The sequence below is a fragment of the Psychrosphaera ytuae genome (assembly GCF_017638545.1).
Lineage (GTDB): Bacteria > Pseudomonadota > Gammaproteobacteria > Enterobacterales > Alteromonadaceae > Psychrosphaera > Psychrosphaera ytuae.
Map to the genome: position 1 here is coordinate 415,734 of NZ_CP072110.1, position 17,448 is coordinate 433,181.

Sequence of the window (17,448 nt, forward strand, 5' to 3'; positions counted from 1 at the left end):
GCGAGCCGATTATAATGCGCCCCTGATTTTTGAGGGTAGTTATGACAAGTTCAGCAATAGCAAAACAGCAGTATAACTTTAACAAGTTACAAAAGCGCATTCGTCGTCAGGTTGGCCAAGCCATCGCTGACTTTAATATGATTGAAGACGGCGATCGTATTATGGTTTGCCTATCGGGCGGAAAAGATAGTTACACTATGCTCGATATATTAATGAGCCTACAAAAATCTGCTCCTGTGTCCTTCGAACTTGTTGCGGTTAACTTAGATCAAAAACAACCAGGCTTTCCTGATCACATTCTACCGCGCTATCTAGAAGAGTTAGGTGTAGAGCACAAAATTGTGACAGAAGACACCTACTCTATCGTTAAAGAAAAGATCCCAGAGGGCAAAACGACGTGTTCACTTTGTTCGCGTTTACGTCGAGGCATTTTATACCGTACAGCTAAAGAACTTGGCGCAACTAAAATTGCTTTAGGTCACCATCGTGACGACATTTTGGAAACCCTGTTTTTGAATATGTTTCATGGCGGTAAGCTAAAATCGATGCCACCTAAGTTAAAAAGCGATAACAACGAACACATCATTATTCGCCCACTCGCTTACGCAAAAGAAAAAGATATTGTTAAGTTCTCTGAAGCAAAAGAATTTCCTATCATTCCATGTAACTTATGTGGTTCTCAGGAAAACCTTCAGCGTAAACAAATTAAACAAATGTTAAACGACTGGGACAAACAGTTTCCAGGTCGAATTGAAAGTATGTTCAACGCAGTGAAGAACGTCGTACCAAGTCACTTAGCAGACAATGAGTTATTTGATTTTAAAGGCTTGAGCCAAGAGGCCGAAGAAGGTGATATTGGTTTTGACGCACCAGAAATAACACCATTTAAAGATCTTGAAGAAGATGACGTTACTCAGTCAGATTCGGGCGTCCAGGTTATTAACCTTTAGCGAACTCCCCTTTTAATTCATACGATAGATTTAAATCTATCTACAAAAAAAAAGCACCGTTTTTTACGGTGCTTTTTGTTTTCTTAGCATAAGTAAAACTACGTAAGAGCTTACTTATTTTCCTCTTTAGCCCAAGAGTCTCTCAACCCAACTGTTTTGTTAAAGATCATTAAGCCGTCTTCATTCTTACTGCCGTCAAAGCAATAATAACCAAGACGTTCAAACTGATATCCTTGCTGTGGTTCAGCGTCCACTAAGCTTGGCTCAATTACACCTTTACGGATAACGAGTGAGTCAGGGTTTAATACGTCAGTAAACTCTTCTGCAGCGGCAGGGTTTGCAACAGTAAATAATCGGTCGTAGTCACGAATTTCTGCTTCGACACCGTGACTCGCTGATACCCAATGAATTACGCCTTTTGCTTTACGTCCATCGGCCGGTAATTTACCTAAAGTAGTCGGGTCGTATTCACAATAAACCGTCGTTACATTACCTTGGTCGTCTTGGTCAAAACGAACGGCTTTTACGAAGTACGCATTTCTTAGTCGTACTTCTTTGTCGATAACAAGACGCTTGTACTTCTTGTTCGCGCTTTCACGAAAATCTTCGCGTTCAATATAGATCTCTTTAGTGAATGGAACCTTACGGCTACCCATTTCTTCCTTATTAGGATGATTTGGCGCGTCTAACCATTCGATGTGATCATCTGGTAAGTTTTCGATGACGAGTTTAATCGGGTCAATTACTGCCATTGCACGCGGTGCATGTTCGTTTAAGTCTTCACGCACGCAAGCTTCTAACATGCCCATCTCAACCGTGTTATCAACCTTTGTTACACCAATACGCTTACAGAATTCACGGATTGAAGCTGGTGTATAACCACGACGACGTAAGCCTGCAATTGTAGGCATACGCGGATCATCCCAGCCACTCACATGGTTATCTACAACTAACGCATTTAGCTTGCGCTTAGACATCATGGTGTATTCTAAATTTAATCGAGAAAACTCATACTGATGTGGACGAGATTCAATTGAGATATTGTCCAAAACCCAGTCATATAAACGACGGTTGTCTTGGAACTCTAGTGTACATAGTGAATGAGTGATATTTTCGATCGCATCCGAAATACAGTGGGTAAAATCATACATCGGATAAATACACCACTTATCACCTGTTTGGTGATGGTGTGCAAAACGAACTCGATAAATTACCGGATCGCGCATACACATGAAGCTCGATGACATATCGATTTTTGCACGTAAACAACACTCACCTTCTTTAAACTTGCCGTCACGCATAGCGTGGAAATGAGCTAAGTTTTCTTCTGGTGACGTATCGCGATAAGGGCTATTGGTACCTGGCGCCTTTAGCGTACCGCGCATTTCGCGGATTTGCTCTTGACTAGAAAAGTCTACGTAAGCCAAACCTTTATTGATAAGCTCTTCGGCATAACCAAAAAGTTGATCAAAATAGTTTGATGAATAACAGATGTCGCCATCCCATTTAAACCCTAACCAGTTAACATCTTCTTTGATTGCGTTAACGTAGTTAATATCTTCTTTTTCTGGGTTTGTATCATCAAATCGTAAATTACATTTACCGTTATAATCTTGCGCAATACCAAAGTTTAAAACGATAGATTTAGCATGACCAATATGTAAAAAACCGTTTGGCTCTGGTGGAAAACGAGTATGCGTAGTCTCGTATTTGCCAGAGGCCAAATCTGCATCAATGATATTTCTGATGAAGTTGGATGGGCGATTTTCTGTATCCGCCATTTAGGTATCCTTTTTATTCTTAAAATTGCGTCAAAGTATATCATTAGCTATACAGATGTCGCCAAGTAAAACTTGTTATATGACGACTTTATCGCCGTTTAAATTAGAGCTGGGTTTTACATATCAAAATTTGTACAAAAAGCTACAGGGATTCAATAAGCTATTAATTTAGTTAAAAAATAGTAAAAACTACTAACTTTTGTTTGTTGTGACGACACAAAGCCAAACATCAACCAAAAGTAATTAGGATAAACGTCAACAAATACAAAGGGTTACGAACAAATCAAAATGTGGTACACAAGTTGATATATTACTTATAAACGTACGTAGGCAAGAACGTTAAATTTAGTACCGAAGGAATCAAAATGAAAAAACTTACAATTGCCCTAGCCACTATCGCAGCACTTAATGTTTCATTTAGCGCCGAAGCACACAACGACAGGTTCCAAAACGACCATTGCGAAGTAAACCTGAACAAAGACATTACCATTACACCAGAACACATCCTCATTCGTGAAAATGACACCACGCTATATGATATTTACAAAGACAAAACGGTGTTCTACAAAGGGGTTGAATTAGATTTAACCCAAGAACAAAAAGCGCTAGTTAATCAGTACTCTACTTCTGCGAGAAAGCTAATTCCAGAAGTAAATGCAATTGTTATAGACGGATTAGACATCGCGTCAGAAGCGCTAACGATGACGTTTAACGAGCTTGGGGTTCAAACCGATATAGAAAGCAAGTTTACCGATTTAAAACATACTCTTATTAGTCGTTATAATCTAGAAGACGGTACTTATCACTTTCAGGCGAACGGCATGGATGTAAACTACGTCAACGATGAAGTCGACCGCGCAGTTGAAGAAGTAATGGAAGAAATTGTTCCGAGTCTAGTAGGCAATGTTTTACAGCTTATCGGTAAGGCAATGACCGAAGGAGAAGGTGCATTTGAACACCTTGAAGACTTAGATGTTAGAGTTGAAGAGCGTATAGAGGCGCAGTCGGCTCGATTAGAAGAAAAAGTTGAGTCATTCTGCTTTAGCGTAGAACACGTTGATGAGCTAGAAAACGAATTAAGCCGTACTAGCAGCAAACTTAAAGAATTAGACGTGATTAAATACCGTCACAACCGCTAAAAACATCAATACTCATACCTGTTTCAGACGTTATTTATGTTTGAAACAGGTATGTCATTTCTAACCGCTGAACATACATACATTTATTGTATTGTCGTCTGGGACTGCTTAAGACAATGAGCGGACGGTGGTGTTTCGTTCCTTTTGGGGCTGGTATGTGCCATCAACGGACAGTAGCAACGCCTCAATAATAGGCTAAAAGTTAATTGGTTATACTCTAGCGGTGTTTGCGTTGTAAACCAATTGGTTTTAGTCCGCCTTGATTGATTTGTTATGCAAAACAACTCAGTTCTGTTGAATTTCTCCATAATACTTTTCCAGCTCTAGACACCGCGATACTTTCAAAACTTTCATCATATCTGAAATTAAATACTACGCTTTCTAAGCCTTTTAAACTCGGATTAGCTTCTGGTAGATTATGAGAACCCAAAAAAGTAAAGTCATTAGCATTATCTTCCGAATCTAACTCATACAGCGCGATTAGAAACAAGTACTCGTCAGGGTAGTACACTGGTGAACTGAAAGCTAACCAAGCCAAGACTTTGTTGAGTCCATTGTAAATTCGCTGCCACTCTTCACATGACTCGCGAATTTTTTTGTGGAGAGCCGGTATGGCAAAAAATAGTCCTGTTGCTGCAGCAACTATTTCAATTGAGACCACTCTCCAGTCTGCTCCAGCCCCAATATCCTTTATCTTTACATTTGCAGGTATATAACCACCAGGATATTTTTCTAGCTTTCTTACAGTATTTTCTATTACTTTAAGCTCAAATTCCTCATCACTTGCTTCACCTAAGTGATTAAACAAAATCTCCATGCGACTCCTTTTGAATAACACCCAAATAACCGACTAATAATTCTTGGCTATAACTGTGAGAGAAGCAAACAAAGCCAAGCTTTATTAGTCCGTGTCGAATTTCTTGGTAGCTTTCTTATGCTTCACTTTACCAGCTTTAACAAGCTTTAATATATTTTCCAGTTTTCGAATATTTTGCCGCTCTCTATTTTCGGGAGTAAACATTACACAAAAGAATATAAAATCAGAAAATTCGATAAAGCCGGTAAACTCTGATGATGGGTAATTATTTATCGTCGCTTTACGAAGACACGTACGCTGACCTTGGCGTTTTATCGTTGGCAAATATTCTATTTTTGTATCAGGATCATTTTCTTCAAATCTAGATAGTTGCAATTTCAGCAAATCATCTAAACTATCACCTTGAGCTTTTCGATCCCAAAATTGAATATACATAAACTCATTTTTATCGATAGCTTTATCAATAGTTAGGCCTTGTTGATAAAGTGTGGCTAGCCACGCTGGTGTTGGTTGAGCATCAATTACCCAGCCAAACGGGGCTGGTACTAATGCAATATTTTCTCCCGCATATGGCATAGCACCGTGAGCTTGAAATTGATGAAGGTCTTTGAAGTTTAGAATATCCAACTCAACTTCTGACGGGCCAAAGTGTGCTCTATTATATGCAGCCTCGCTAAATCCTTGATTTGAAATCAATAACCCTTTATGAGCTCCAATATCCTCGAGCATACCAATAAAGCTCTCTACTGCTTTAACATCAACTTTTTTATTGAAGTATTTACCATCAATTACAAGTGTAAAACGATTCCCTGCTATGTATTGCTCGATTAGAACATCGACCTGTCTTTCAACTTTAGAGTAAAGACCACTTTTCTTAGCATCTAAAGTAATCTCTGCATCAGGGTATTGCCGATGAAATAGCTCAAATATTTCAGTTTCGTATTGTTTCCAATCCATACACAATATTCTCGAGAACGCTAACGCCCTGTTAATAGGCGAATTACGCTTGGCTAAAATTAGAAACGTAGTGACGCAAGCCAAGCTTTTTACGTCCTTTCTTGACAGCCATGTTAGCTGCCGTCAGGAAAATATAAACTTATATATTGCGGCTACACAACAAATTAAAATAAATATTGAAAAAGCATACGACAAAATAAGCTGAGCTAGACTTTGTTTATGAGTTGTAATTTTGGGCAATGAATGTAAATGTTCATAGTGCTGCTCAATGTAAACATGATCAATATCAAATTCACCGCTATCACGATAAAAAAGTATCAACTGCTTGAGAAAGCATTTAGCTTCTTCCTCTGTGTCATCAATTAAAGTACGTGTGAGTTTCATTAACTCCTGCTCGCTGCATTCTACTTGGTGGGCAATTAAATACTTTTCTATCCTTTCTCTTGTAATTTTATTACTCACAATACGACCATTTATCCAACGAAGCTAACACCGTTGTTACCGGCAAATAATAGTTGGCTAAAATTTGTGAGACACAACAAAGCCAACTGTAAGTTTTCCGTGTTTACAACCTTGTTAGCTTGAAAATTAATCCAATGGCTTTTTAAATATGTTGATACTAAGTTTACCGTCCCGAGTAAATATATTGTCATCAGCCGCTTCGCCAGCGTCTATACTGCGCTTTATGCCTACATAACAAATTAGAAATGATATTAGTAAGGAGGTTAGAGCAATTCCCGCATACGCAATAATAAAATCAATTACGCTAATCGTTCCCTTCGAGCTCATACTAATGCTAAATAAGAATAAGCAAGTTAGTAGAGTCAAACTAAAAGTGAGCATATAACGCATACCTTTTAGAAAAGCAGTGTTCGCCCTCGATTTTGACTTATTTTCCAATTTGACACCAAACTTTCATTTCAAGCTAACAGTTCTTTATTGTGAAATCATACTAACACCTGTTCCATTCACAAAACTAGGCTCTTTATTTTCATTAGAAATCGAACGACCCTTTTCGAGCTTTCCAATTCTAGCGTTGATTATCCCTAGATGGCCGCTATACGTACAAGGCCGAACTTCACAAAAGTGACAGAAGTTTTCACATGAGCAATAATCTCTTGATAGTTGCTATTTTACGCTGAACTTAATTTTTACATAAACCAACGTTAAAACCGGCACTAAAGAAATGGGAACTATCGCGTAAATAAGCATGATTTCAGTGATGAGCTGAGCAAACCACAATAAAGTAGCAAGTCCTAATAGAAGAGCCATAATTATTAGACTTATACCAACTAATTTACCGGCACCTTCAGGGTTCGAGAACTTACTATCATCCCATCCAGAAATTAGACCTCTACGACCATGAAAAACAATAAGATAACCACAAATCAAACAAGGCAATATAGCTGTAACTAATACAATTAGCGCACCTATTTCTAATTTAATCATGAGGCTTCCTTGTGGCAACTAACGCTTCGTTAAGAAGTGAGTTTAGGCTTGCTAAAATTGGTGACGAAGGAGCTCGAGCAAGCCGTAATGAGTCTTTCTTCAATGCCTTGTTACAAGTCTTTGTTAAACCAGCGCTCAGGAATAAATGGTAAAACAATCATACTTAAACCTAAAACAAATAGTCCAAGTACTTGAACCCAAAAACTAATAGGCGTGTCAGTAGCTGAATAATGACTACCTTTAAAGTTAAATCTCCCAGTAAAACCCAATTTGAAAGCAAAATACAAAGCAATACTGCCGAAAATAATAGCCAATACGGTTATCCATTTTGGAAACTTTCCTATTTTATTATTGCTCAATTACTCTTCGAGTTTCAGATATATAACGGTTACCTATTTTTAGTTCATAGTAACACCAGTTTCCACTACAACTCTAGGCTCTTTGATTCATTAGAAGTCGAACGTCCGATGTCTCGCTATCCGTATCTAGCGCTGATTAACTCTTAGTGGCCGAAACACGTACGCAATCGAACTTCAAAAAACTGACAATAGTTGTTACTTGAGCCATAGTCTCTATTCAGGCAGCATCACCACACTGCATATTGATAATTTACATACCCAGAAAGAGTTGATACTTGACATATGCCAAGCTTTTTACCAACTTCAAAATTCTCAAATGAGCCTTGTTGAAGCTTGTAATCAGTATTAACTTCTAAAGAGTGTAATATGTCGGATGCATGTTTAAGATCAACTTGTATTACTCCTTTTTCAGAGTAAGAAACTCCCTGAGGAGCAAAACCCCGAGAAGGCTGCCGTTCTATAACAACATAGCCAAAAGGTAAATCAACACCACATGACTCTTTAAAAACAACCTCCAAAGGCTCAGGATCAGATGGAATAAATGCCGCTATAAAGACAAATCCTACAAACAATAATGGCGGGATTATGGTTACGTATATAATAATTTTAAAAATTTGATACATGCTCGACCATGAAATTTAACTTACGTCGAAATAATGTGTGGCGTCGTTAGTCTTATAACTTCCACACTATAACGAATCATCATTATTTTGCTTGTTATATGACGATTTTATTCTTAAATAGCTCAAAATTGCGGACACAATAGATAGAGATAATAGGTAGCACGAGGCAATTTTCATTGATCTTGCAGAGCTAATACACCTTTCCATCCAATACTTGTTTTCAAGCACTAAGCAACTAGTTTCTTTAGCCATGCCTGAGTTGAAAAAATAGAATGTTCCGGTTAAGGCGACGAGTGTGAATAAATAAATTAATGATTTATGGAAGCTGGCAATTAAATAGCATATAAACGAAAGACCAACTAAAACAATTGAACTTCTTATTGCAATTTGACCGTTGCTTGCCATAGAACTATCAATTGCCATATAGAAAATCCCGAAGAAACCAATCAACGTGCCTAAGATACTAATATCATTTTCATATCTTTCTTTGCTGCCGAATCCGACAATATATCTATGAAATCTCATAAGTCATACAACAGTTTCTTAATTAAACCTCATAATAACACCAGTTTCTGCTGCAACAATAGGCACTTTATTTTCATTATAAATTGAACGTCCGTTCTCGCTCATTTTTAGATCTAGCGCTGATTATCTCTGGGTGGCCGCAACACGTACTTGGCCGAACTTCACAAAAGAACAATCAACTACTACTAGAACCACAGTCTACTGTTCGCTACCAACCAAACTGGATATCCAGCCCTGATAACTCGAAACTCGAACCTGATAGGCAGTTGTTCCGTATAATCCACCTTTAAAATTAGATATATCTCCAAATGCCAATTGCCAACTTGATAAGCCTACAAGGTAAGTGTTTTCACCTTCCATTATTACGGATGGGCCACCACTGTCACCAGATCCATGCATCCCTTCAAGTGGTAATGCGTTAATAGGCTCATCAAATATGTACGTTATCCAATGATCTTCTGCACTGGCTACGATATTTTGAAACTTATGAAGCACTCGGTGTGATTTAGTTTTTAAGTCTTCACCTGTAATCCCGTTTCCAGTTGCCCCTCGCCCAAAAACGGTAATTGTTTTATTTTGTTCTGAACGGCCGGAGTAAATTTTAATTGGCTCTGCATTAACAACATGAGTTTTTAATTTAATTAATGCAATGTCATGTCTTGATTTAAAAAACGACATTAAAGGCTTTAAATTCCCTTGTAGTAAGCTTTTGTCTGGCTCACGATAACCAGGGTGAATATAGACACGTTCAATCTGATAGTTTTTTGAATTAATAGCGAGTTCCTTACCAACATAATCATAAAAGATTGTGTGTGCCACTGTAAGAATCCATCTTGAGTTGATTAAAACACCATGACCTTCATGTGGTAAATCAATTAGATAACCCGGAGCTTTTTTTACTAAGTAATTTTCAGAGGGGATGTCATGCCTTTTAATTGAGGCATTATTACCGAAGCAGAAGAAAGCTAGAATTAAGAGTAATAAGTATTTCATATTATGCAGTTCATTCCTTAGGTAGCTAAAATTCAAATAAGAGGTAAAGCTCAACGGGCTATAATGAAAAGCAGCCCGCGTGTATATGTTCCTGTGACTAGCAGGAACGACTTAACTTTTTTATACACCACATACCCAACCTATGCTCAAGAGATAGCGATTCCCGCGAATTACTTTGGTAACACTATGCTGACATGCATCCGGCCTAAAAAGTTTTATGCGCTTTGATTCATAAATAGAGTTATCACAAATGAACTCGCCACCTTCTTTTGCCGGTTTCAATACGATATTGAGCCGGTAATGATTACCTTTCTCTATTTTATCGGTATGCGGTTTTATTTCACTACCTTCTCGGAATCTTAGAAGATAAACGTCAAACAACAGAAACCATTTACTTCCAAGTATAAACATTTTGTCGTAACCAGATAATTGGCGACCTTTTTCCCACTTAAAAAGTTTCTTTAAAGAACTCATTGTGCCTCTGGAACATAACAGTTTCCTGATTAAACTTCATAGTAACATCAGTTTCTTCTTTAAAACTAGGCTCTTTGTTTTTGTAAGCGATCGAACGTCCGTTTTTGCTGTTTTAATATCTCTCGTAAATCATTTCCGTGTGGCCGCTAAACGTACTCAGCCGAACTCCATAAAACTGACAATATCCGCTGCTCGAAGCATAGTCACTTCTTATACACGAATGCTCCTGACTTAATATTTAAGTCTTCCATGTTGCTTAATATAACTATTACACTCTTCAACTTGAACTGCCTTTATTTTTAGATCCGATTCCAATTTAGTGAATTCTTCCGCAGTCATTGTTGTTTGCATATCTGCTTCAATTTCCGCTTCATGTAAATCCTTTTTACTTTTCATATGTTGAAAGTTTGCATCTAAAAGATCACAGCTAACAATTTTCTTAAAGTATGCGTCTTTATTGTCTGAACAAGCTGTTAGCATTAACAATATAAAAGGGAATGTAAGTTTAGTCATGTTTGTATCCATACAAGTATGTAACGTCATAATAATGTGTGAGCTAGTTTGGCAGTTTTATTGCGTCGTTTGCAATTAATAATACTAAACTAAAGCGAATCATTTTAATTACCTTGTTAGCAAATACTTTACTATGTCTTATCTATGTTACTACCCAATCGAAATCCAATGATGAAAGTTGGAAAGCTCCATAAAAAGATAATTAACCCTTTATACGATGACAAAAAAGTAGATATAAGTGCGAGTACTATTCCAGTAATTAACGATATAGAGAAAAAGGCTGTGAACCCGTCAAGGGACTTTCTATAAGCTCGAAAAACAGGATCTACGGAAAACAATATGATCACAATTAAAGTTGCTAAAAGCGATATCTCGTATTGCTCACCGTAAAGAGTGAGTACAGGGATCATTATGCACCCACCCGTATATGGGAATAATCGATGATGGTTCATATTCTCTGGGCTCAGAATTAAGTATTGCTAACACTTCTTTATTACGAATTCATAGTAACACCAGTTTCCTCTGCAAAACTAGGCTCATTATTTTCATTAGAAATCGAACGACCGTTTTCGAGCTTTCCAATTCTAGCGTTGATTATCCCTAGATGGCCGCTATACGTACGCAGCCGAACTTCACAAAAGTGACAGAAGTTCTCACTTGAGAAATAGTCTCTTGCAAGCTCAATTTACTCTGAAAGTTTCGATTAATTTTAGGCTCAGTTCTAATTTTTTGCCTGCAAGAAATTGATAATCATCTTTTTCCTGCTTTAAAACAAATAAATACTCTTTTCCAACAATATAGCTAGGCGCTCTTTGCGCTATTCCATCGATTTCTTCCCAATTTACAGGATGAAAAGTGTCTCCAAAACAAGAAGTATACGTTGCTGTATAGCCCTCAATGTAGCTTGAAGTTGAGCCTTTTAGGATTTCATCAACGTGAATAACTACGCCGCTAGAGCGGCAAAACTTTTCAACAGTACACTTATCTTTTCGATGGTATGTTCTTTTGACAGTCCCGATTACAACCAATGAATTAGAATTCATTGCTTCTAGAAAATGATTTTTATATTTATCTTCCCCTGTTAACACACAGGAAAAAGAAAGGAATGATACAAAAAGTGTTAAAAGTAACGCAAATCTCATGACGCAGCTAACTCTTAAATATGGGACATAAACAGGCAGACCAAATTGGCGAAGCGATTCGCCTGTTTGTGCCTAACCCCGCCGGCGGGTGACGTAATGTTTTTGCTATGCATTTGGCCATCGAATCCTATTTACTCGTAAACCATCATCAAACGCTTGAACCAGTTTGTTGCCTCCATTCAAAAGAAAGTAATTGATTTACAGCCATTCCTACACAGAAAAGCAAAATACCCCAGAAGAAAAAAGGATCTTCTTTCATAGATATACCACCATGCTTTCCTGGGATATATTCGAAATAAAAGGCCGCTATAGCGACAATTAAAACAAAAGAAGAAGTGGCAATTTTTTCGTTATTAGTGCGTTTTCGTTTGGTTTTTGTAGCTTTTTGCATGACTTTAGGCGCGGCTTCCTCTCGCAACTTTATTTCTATTAGTAAGTTTTCATATCGCTCAGGGTAAGCATCCTTATTAATATTTACTTTCACATCATACAACTCTTCGAGTGTGTAAGATTGATAATCTGGTTTCACCTAATCTGTCCTTAGAAATATAAAAGTTCTTATTTATCAAATAATACTACCTACAGTTTCCTAAACAAGTTTAAATTGCACCAATAACTGTTGCAGCAAATGACTTAAAATCACCGGGCTTATGAGCTCGATAAAAGGAAGTTGCAGGAGGTAGATGAAACTGTACTTGCTTTACATCAAACTTCTTTTTTAATTCGCTATAAACAGGATCAACGACCGCTCCTATCGCCGCCCTATCTTGGTCACTTATTGCTTTGGGGCAAAAAAAGGTTCAGTTACATTTAAATATATAACCAAATTTCATTTTTTGATTTTTTGATTTTTTGATTTTTTTAAGCGGAAATATTAAAAGTGCTTTTTATAGGAGACTATACTCTTGCAGAGCGTGACCACGCCCTAATTCGTTTTACTTCTTCTTCATCACAGCCTAAAGACTCAAGAAAGTCTTTATGCATTTCAGGTAGTTGACGCTCAAACTCTATGTGCCATTTGTGCATGGCTTCGTCGTTCATACCGGTCGCTCTTAGGATTTTTACCCACTGGTCTTTATCCATCGAATGTGTGGTTCGAAGAGATGAGTCTTTGCCTAGCAAGCTGATAAGGTTTCGCTGCTGTTCGCGCAAGCTAGCCATTTCGCGGTGCAATTCTAATAGCCTGTTTTCCAAAACATTGCTTGCGTCAGTTTGCTCAGAATTCAAGATTTCAGAGATATTTTCCAAGCTCAATCCCGCACTTCGATACATTGAAATCTTTTCCATTGCTTCGAGATCGGATGCGGAATATAGCCGGTAATTTGCTTGAGATCGGCCTGAAGGTTTTAGAAGGTTGATTTTGTCGTAATACAAGAGCGTACTACGTGACAAATTATACTTTTTTGCTACTTGGCTTATCGTAAACAAAGTGGTTGCCTCCATACTCTTTTAAACACTCAAGTTGTCATTATATAAAACCTTTAACGGCTTTTTATCTGGTGTTACGAAAGTGCATGCCGCTTCACTGCTGTGCAGTCGCTGTTCACTATAATACTCGTTTAGTACCTTTGGTAGATAATTGACTAAATCGGGGTTTGTTTTAACAAAGGTTAAAAAACTTGGAGACCCGCTTTTCTTTATTCGCTTTGCAATAAGATGAAAAGTAACCACAGTGAGGGTAAAGTGAAATTTATCTTGCGCACCTAAGTGGTAAGCGTACTGTTTTATTCCTTGTAACAGCTTACGCTCGGCCGTATTTTGATCAAAACGTGATAAATAAAGCCAAGCAATTCTTAAGTGCCCCAGGTGATTAAACTCTGAAGGTGGCAAGGTTAGGTTTTCAAATTGCGAGATAAAATCTTTGTCATTTAACATTATTATCTTCCTCAAACACATGACGGGCTGAGGAAGATAAACTGTAAAGTTGTAGACAGGTCAAAGTTTAAAAATTAAAACCTAAAACAAAAACTCACTGGTTAAGATATGAACTGCCAACAAGATAAGTACCCACCCCATAATTCGGTCAAATAGGTACCCTTTTTCGCTGAACATTGCACGAACTCTCTTGTGGGATAACAAAAGGGAAAGGCTACAAAACCAAGCCGTAGTTGCCAAGGCAAGATAAACCCCATATACACCTTGAACTAACATTGGTGTATCTGCAGAAATGACAACTGTGAACAACGACAAAAAGAACAAGGTTGCTTTGGGGTTTAACCCATTCGTCATAAAGCCAATCACAAACGCTTTACGCGAAGTAATTTGTTCGTTTTGGATTTGCGTCGTATCGCTCGAATTAGCATCTATCGCAGACCCTAACCCACCGACTGAATTGATCTCAGGCTTAGGCGAGCGAACTGCACCAGACCCGATATAAATCAAAAATGCAGCCGCGACTACTATGAGTACATCATATAACCATGGAGTGCTGTTAATAACCAGGCCTATACCCGCGAGTGCATAGGCTACGTGAATAAGAATAGCGGTACCCACACCAACACTTGTTATAAGCGCTGTTTTACGTCCATATTTTATTGAGTTTTTAAGGACAACTGCAAAATCAGGTCCTGGGCTTGCAACTGCGATCAAATGTGCAATCGCGATCGTCATAAACTCCAAATAATAACGCTCTAGTTCCATCTTTTAGTTAATCCATCAAATCCGCAATAAGTTGTATAGGGTGTCGTAACTGTTTGGTATGAAATCGTTTTGTTTGGCAACGGCAACTAAAGCCTGTCGCAAAAGCTTCATCACTTTTATCTTTGTTTAGCGAGTCACGCCAGCTCATATCAAACAATTGTTTGGTTGTTTCTTGATTGGCTTTTTCATGACCAAACGTACCCGCCATTCCGCAACAGCCAGTGTTTACGGCATGTCCTTTGATACCGAGTTTTGCCAGAATTAAAGGCCAATGTTTGGGGCTATCCACAAGTAATGATTTTTCCGTACAGTGGTTAAAAATAGATACAGAGTCAAATCCTTGCGACTTGTTGAAGTTTGATTTACTTAAATCTTGCTCAACCAGCCACTCGCTTAGCAATTTAACGTCAAATTTGATGTTGTCCTTGCCTAACGCCTTAATGTACTCGTCTCTATACGCTAGGGTCATGGATGCGTCTAGTCCCACCATTGGGTGATTGAGCGTTGCTATTTTGTTATAAAAAGCAGCAGCCTCATCAGCCGTTTTTAAAAATTTAGTTAAAAAGCCTTTGACGTGTTCTGGCTTTCCGTTTGCTTTAAATGGTAGCAATACCGGTTTGAATCCTAGCCCTTTTAACGCTTTAACCGTATCTAAGACTAGGCCTGATTCAAAGCTCGAGGTAAATGCATCTTGAACAATAAAAACAACATTTTGTTGCTTTTTATATCTATCAAATTCATTTTCGTCATACAGGTTGGCCACAGGCACTGTGCTTTCTGGGTTCTGTGTTAATTTTGGCGCGTCGACATAACCAATCCAATTTTCGGTGATGTACTTGGCGATTGGATTAAACATAAGGCTATTCGCCAATCGCGGGAACTTAGCCGCTAAAGGCATTAGTTTTTCGACATTGCCTACTAAGTGATCGCTTATTTTTCTGAAATAGCGCAAATAATACGCTTCTAAGAACTGCGCTCTAAAGGTTGGTACGTCTACTTTTACAGGACACGCTGTTGTACAAGCTTTACAGGCCAAACAGGCATCCATGCTATCTTTAACCTCATGACTAAAGTCATATTGGCCGAGTGCTTTGGCAGTCGTGTTAATTAACTTGTTAGGTAATCTAAGTAACTGCATGACACCGGTTTTTGCCATGTTAATTGGCGTTGATGTCATATTTTCGCCTTGAAGCCTTAACCATTCGCGCATAAGCGTCGCGCGCCCCTTCGGTGAAAATCTGCGGTCATTGCTTGCTTTGTACGATGGGCACATTACAGATGACACATCGTAGTTATAACAAAGACCATTGCCGTTACAGTTAACTGATGTTGCAAACTCGGTTCTGACTTCTGTTGGGATCTGTTTGTCAAAGTAAGCTCTTTTAGTGGCATCAACCGACACTAACTTATCTTTGCTATTAATAGGTGTACAAATCTTGCCAGGGTTGAGCCTGTTTTTTGGGTCAAATACGCCTTTGATCTTACGAATTTCTTGAAATAAAGCCTCGCCAAAAAACTCTGGCCCATATTCACTGCGGAAACCCTTGCCGTGTTCACCCCACATTAAACCTTTGTATTTTGCCGTCAGGGCAACCACTTGATCGGAAATAACGCGCATCAGTTTTTCTTGTTGCGGGTCCATTAAATCCAAAGCTGGTCGAACGTGTAGGACGCCAGCATCTACGTGGCCAAACATTCCATAATCAAGTTCGTGAGCATCTAACAATGCTCTAAATTCGGCGATAAAATCTGCTAAATTTTCTGGTGGCACAGCGGTATCTTCGGCGAATGCGATAGGCTTTTTATTGCCTTTTACGTTACCTAACAGGCCAACGGACTTTTTACGCATCGCATACATCTTTAACATGTCTTCACGGCTGTTGGTCACTGTATAGCCAATCACACCTGCTTCACCATTGTTAATTAGCTCGTCCAAACGTTGGCAAAGCTTGGTGATTTTGGTTTGCTGAGACGCTTCATCTTCATCATTAAACTCTACGATATTAAGGCCATCTGTAGCAACGTCATCTCTCATTGAAACTAAATTGCTGACCTCATTCCAAATCACGTCACTCTTGGCTAAGCCCAGTACTTTACTATCCACTGTTTCAACTGAAGTGGCGTTAGCTTCCACTAAAAATGGCGAGTTGCGCAGTGCAGAATCAAAGCTGTCATAGCTAATGTTAAGCATGGTTTTAAACTTAGCAATTGGCGTAACATTGAGCTTGGCCTCAGTAATAAACGCGAGTGTTCCCTCAGAACCTGTTAACAACCGGCCTAAATCAAAGGTTTGTAATTGTTCATCAAAAACATTTTCAAGATCGTAACCAGTAAGAAAGCGATTAAGTCGTGGGAAGGTTTTTAAAATCGTTTCGCGGTGCCCTTCACAAGTTTCTAATGCTTGGCGGTATAAACTTGCTTCGAAGTTTTTGCCATTAGCTTTTTGTTCCGCTTCTGATTTTGAAATTCGCTTGGTATGTAGAAGATCGCCGGCCATGGTCACAGCGGTCATCTCTAATACATGGTTGCTCGTTTTGCCATATACCAAAGAGCCTTGACCTGACGCATCAGTGTTTATCATGCCACCGATTGTCGCTCTGTTTGACGTTGATAGGTCAGGCGCAAAAAAGAACCCATGAGGGCGCAAAAAATCATTCAGTTGGTCTTTGATTACACCCGTTTGGACTTTTACCCATCCCTCTTCAGCGTTAAAGTCGATAATCCCACGCATATGACGAGACATGTCTACGACTATTTTTTCTGTCAGCGCTTGTCCGTTTGTCCCTGTACCACCGCCTTTCGGCGTAAACTTCAGTTTTTGATATTTTTTGTCGTTGGCGAGTTCGGTTAACGCTAATAAATCATCTGTATCTTTTGGAAATACGATAGCTTGTGGAAGCACCTGATAAACGCTGTTGTCAGTAGCCTGGGACAAACGTGATGAGTAATTAGTATCGATGTCGCCTTTAAACGGCATTGAAGACGTAGTTTTTGCCGCAAGTTCTTTACAAAATGCTAAAACGGTAGGATGAACGAGTTGCTGCTTAGGAATTCTTTTGATCATAGACCTAACTACTGATATTGCT

The 17,448-nt window shown here is 38.6% G+C and carries 18 protein-coding genes and 1 pseudogene; 2 read left to right on the top strand and 17 right to left on the bottom strand.

The window, feature by feature from the left end; genetic code table 11:
* Positions 1 to 41: 41 nt before the first annotated feature.
* Positions 42 to 950, top strand: coding sequence for a tRNA 2-thiocytidine(32) synthetase TtcA (ttcA, locus tag J1N51_RS01900; protein WP_208832316.1), 909 nt, complete (start codon positions 42 to 44; stop codon positions 948 to 950).
* A gap of 110 nt (positions 951 to 1,060) precedes the next feature.
* On the opposite strand, the gene glnS is transcribed toward ttcA, so the two are convergent.
* Positions 1,061 to 2,731: a glutamine--tRNA ligase gene (gene glnS / locus J1N51_RS01905; protein WP_208832317.1), complete on the bottom strand. Its 1,671-nt coding sequence runs from the start codon at positions 2,729 to 2,731 to the stop codon at positions 1,061 to 1,063.
* Positions 2,732 to 3,096: 365 nt separating this feature from the next.
* On the opposite strand from glnS, the gene J1N51_RS01910 reads away from it, so the two are divergent.
* The gene (locus J1N51_RS01910) at positions 3,097 to 3,870 is read left to right on the top strand and encodes a DUF2884 family protein (RefSeq protein WP_208832318.1); all 774 of its coding nucleotides are present in this window, start codon (positions 3,097 to 3,099) and stop codon (positions 3,868 to 3,870) included.
* 271 nt (positions 3,871 to 4,141) lie between these two features.
* Here J1N51_RS01910 and J1N51_RS01915 read toward each other — a convergent pair whose 3' ends face one another.
* The 16 genes and pseudogenes from J1N51_RS01915 to ydiJ all read right to left on the bottom strand — a co-directional run bounded on the left by J1N51_RS01915 (position 4,142) and on the right by ydiJ (position 17,426).
* Positions 4,142 to 4,687 carry a hypothetical protein gene (locus J1N51_RS01915; RefSeq protein WP_208832319.1) on the bottom strand — a complete coding sequence of 182 codons (546 nt, stop codon included), beginning with the start codon at positions 4,685 to 4,687 and terminating at the stop codon, positions 4,142 to 4,144.
* A gap of 84 nt (positions 4,688 to 4,771) precedes the next feature.
* Positions 4,772 to 5,644 (bottom strand): restriction endonuclease, encoded by an 873-nt coding sequence (locus tag J1N51_RS01920; protein WP_208832320.1) that lies wholly within the window; start codon positions 5,642 to 5,644, stop codon positions 4,772 to 4,774.
* Between the two features lie 123 nt (positions 5,645 to 5,767).
* Positions 5,768 to 6,106, bottom strand: coding sequence for a hypothetical protein (locus tag J1N51_RS01925; RefSeq protein WP_208832321.1), 339 nt, complete (start codon positions 6,104 to 6,106; stop codon positions 5,768 to 5,770).
* Between the two features lie 666 nt (positions 6,107 to 6,772).
* Positions 6,773 to 7,093 carry a hypothetical protein gene (locus J1N51_RS01930; protein WP_208832322.1) on the bottom strand — a complete coding sequence of 107 codons (321 nt, stop codon included), beginning with the start codon at positions 7,091 to 7,093 and terminating at the stop codon, positions 6,773 to 6,775.
* Positions 7,094 to 7,203: 110 nt separating this feature from the next.
* On the bottom strand, positions 7,204 to 7,452 hold the full coding sequence (locus J1N51_RS01935) for a hypothetical protein (protein ID WP_208832323.1): 249 nt from the start codon (positions 7,450 to 7,452) through the stop codon (positions 7,204 to 7,206).
* Positions 7,453 to 7,679: 227 nt separating this feature from the next.
* Complete coding sequence (locus J1N51_RS01940) at positions 7,680 to 8,075, bottom strand: hypothetical protein (protein ID WP_208832324.1); 396 nt, start codon at positions 8,073 to 8,075, stop codon at positions 7,680 to 7,682.
* 723 nt (positions 8,076 to 8,798) lie between these two features.
* Positions 8,799 to 9,593: a S1 family peptidase gene (locus J1N51_RS01945; protein WP_208832325.1), complete on the bottom strand. Its 795-nt coding sequence runs from the start codon at positions 9,591 to 9,593 to the stop codon at positions 8,799 to 8,801.
* Between the two features lie 120 nt (positions 9,594 to 9,713).
* Entirely contained in the window at positions 9,714 to 10,067 is a 354-nt protein-coding gene (locus J1N51_RS01950) for a 2OG-Fe(II) oxygenase (protein ID WP_208832326.1), read from the bottom strand.
* A gap of 231 nt (positions 10,068 to 10,298) precedes the next feature.
* Positions 10,299 to 10,580, bottom strand: coding sequence for a hypothetical protein (locus J1N51_RS01955; protein WP_208832327.1), 282 nt, complete (start codon positions 10,578 to 10,580; stop codon positions 10,299 to 10,301).
* A gap of 680 nt (positions 10,581 to 11,260) precedes the next feature.
* Entirely contained in the window at positions 11,261 to 11,722 is a 462-nt protein-coding gene (locus J1N51_RS01960; RefSeq protein WP_208832328.1) for a hypothetical protein, read from the bottom strand.
* Between the two features lie 148 nt (positions 11,723 to 11,870).
* Positions 11,871 to 12,251: a hypothetical protein gene (locus J1N51_RS01965; protein ID WP_208832329.1), complete on the bottom strand. Its 381-nt coding sequence runs from the start codon at positions 12,249 to 12,251 to the stop codon at positions 11,871 to 11,873.
* 368 nt (positions 12,252 to 12,619) lie between these two features.
* Positions 12,620 to 12,994 (bottom strand): MerR family transcriptional regulator, encoded by a 375-nt coding sequence (locus tag J1N51_RS01970; RefSeq protein WP_232842838.1) that lies wholly within the window; start codon positions 12,992 to 12,994, stop codon positions 12,620 to 12,622.
* A 6-nt stretch (positions 12,995 to 13,000) separates the two neighbouring features.
* Positions 13,001 to 13,165 (bottom strand): annotated as a pseudogene (locus J1N51_RS14810) (MerR family DNA-binding transcriptional regulator); the annotation flags it as partial.
* Between the two features lie 6 nt (positions 13,166 to 13,171).
* On the bottom strand, positions 13,172 to 13,597 hold the full coding sequence (locus J1N51_RS01975) for a hypothetical protein (RefSeq protein ID WP_208832331.1): 426 nt from the start codon (positions 13,595 to 13,597) through the stop codon (positions 13,172 to 13,174).
* An 81-nt stretch (positions 13,598 to 13,678) separates the two neighbouring features.
* Positions 13,679 to 14,362: a LysE family translocator gene (locus J1N51_RS01980; RefSeq protein ID WP_208832332.1), complete on the bottom strand. Its 684-nt coding sequence runs from the start codon at positions 14,360 to 14,362 to the stop codon at positions 13,679 to 13,681.
* Positions 14,363 to 14,369: 7 nt separating this feature from the next.
* Positions 14,370 to 17,426, bottom strand: a complete 3,057-nt coding sequence (gene ydiJ / locus J1N51_RS01985; RefSeq protein ID WP_208832333.1) for a D-2-hydroxyglutarate dehydrogenase YdiJ — start codon at positions 17,424 to 17,426, stop codon at positions 14,370 to 14,372.
* Between the last annotated feature and the right edge of the window lie 22 nt (positions 17,427 to 17,448).

Bases quoted from the DNA above. Each gene is read 5' to 3' on its own strand.
- J1N51_RS01950 (WP_208832326.1), bottom strand. From the start codon at position 10,067: ATGAGTTCTTTAAAGAAACTTTTTAAGTGGGAAAAAGGTCGCCAATTA.
- J1N51_RS01930 (WP_208832322.1), bottom strand. From the start codon at position 7,093: ATGATTAAATTAGAAATAGGTGCGCTAATTGTATTAGTTACAGCTATA.
- ydiJ (WP_208832333.1), bottom strand. From the start codon at position 17,426: ATGATCAAAAGAATTCCTAAGCAGCAACTCGTTCATCCTACCGTTTTA.
- J1N51_RS01955 (WP_208832327.1), bottom strand. From the start codon at position 10,580: ATGACTAAACTTACATTCCCTTTTATATTGTTAATGCTAACAGCTTGT.
- J1N51_RS01920 (WP_208832320.1), bottom strand. From the start codon at position 5,644: ATGGATTGGAAACAATACGAAACTGAAATATTTGAGCTATTTCATCGG.
- J1N51_RS01975 (WP_208832331.1), bottom strand. From the start codon at position 13,597: ATGTTAAATGACAAAGATTTTATCTCGCAATTTGAAAACCTAACCTTG.
- J1N51_RS01945 (WP_208832325.1), bottom strand. From the start codon at position 9,593: ATGAAATACTTATTACTCTTAATTCTAGCTTTCTTCTGCTTCGGTAAT.
- J1N51_RS01970 (WP_232842838.1), bottom strand. From the start codon at position 12,994: ATGTATCGAAGTGCGGGATTGAGCTTGGAAAATATCTCTGAAATCTTG.
- glnS (WP_208832317.1), bottom strand. From the start codon at position 2,731: ATGGCGGATACAGAAAATCGCCCATCCAACTTCATCAGAAATATCATT.
- J1N51_RS01980 (WP_208832332.1), bottom strand. From the start codon at position 14,362: ATGGAACTAGAGCGTTATTATTTGGAGTTTATGACGATCGCGATTGCA.
- J1N51_RS01960 (WP_208832328.1), bottom strand. From the start codon at position 11,722: ATGAGATTTGCGTTACTTTTAACACTTTTTGTATCATTCCTTTCTTTT.
- J1N51_RS01940 (WP_208832324.1), bottom strand. From the start codon at position 8,075: ATGTATCAAATTTTTAAAATTATTATATACGTAACCATAATCCCGCCA.
- J1N51_RS01910 (WP_208832318.1), top strand. From the start codon at position 3,097: ATGAAAAAACTTACAATTGCCCTAGCCACTATCGCAGCACTTAATGTT.
- J1N51_RS01915 (WP_208832319.1), bottom strand. From the start codon at position 4,687: ATGGAGATTTTGTTTAATCACTTAGGTGAAGCAAGTGATGAGGAATTT.
- ttcA (WP_208832316.1), top strand. From the start codon at position 42: ATGACAAGTTCAGCAATAGCAAAACAGCAGTATAACTTTAACAAGTTA.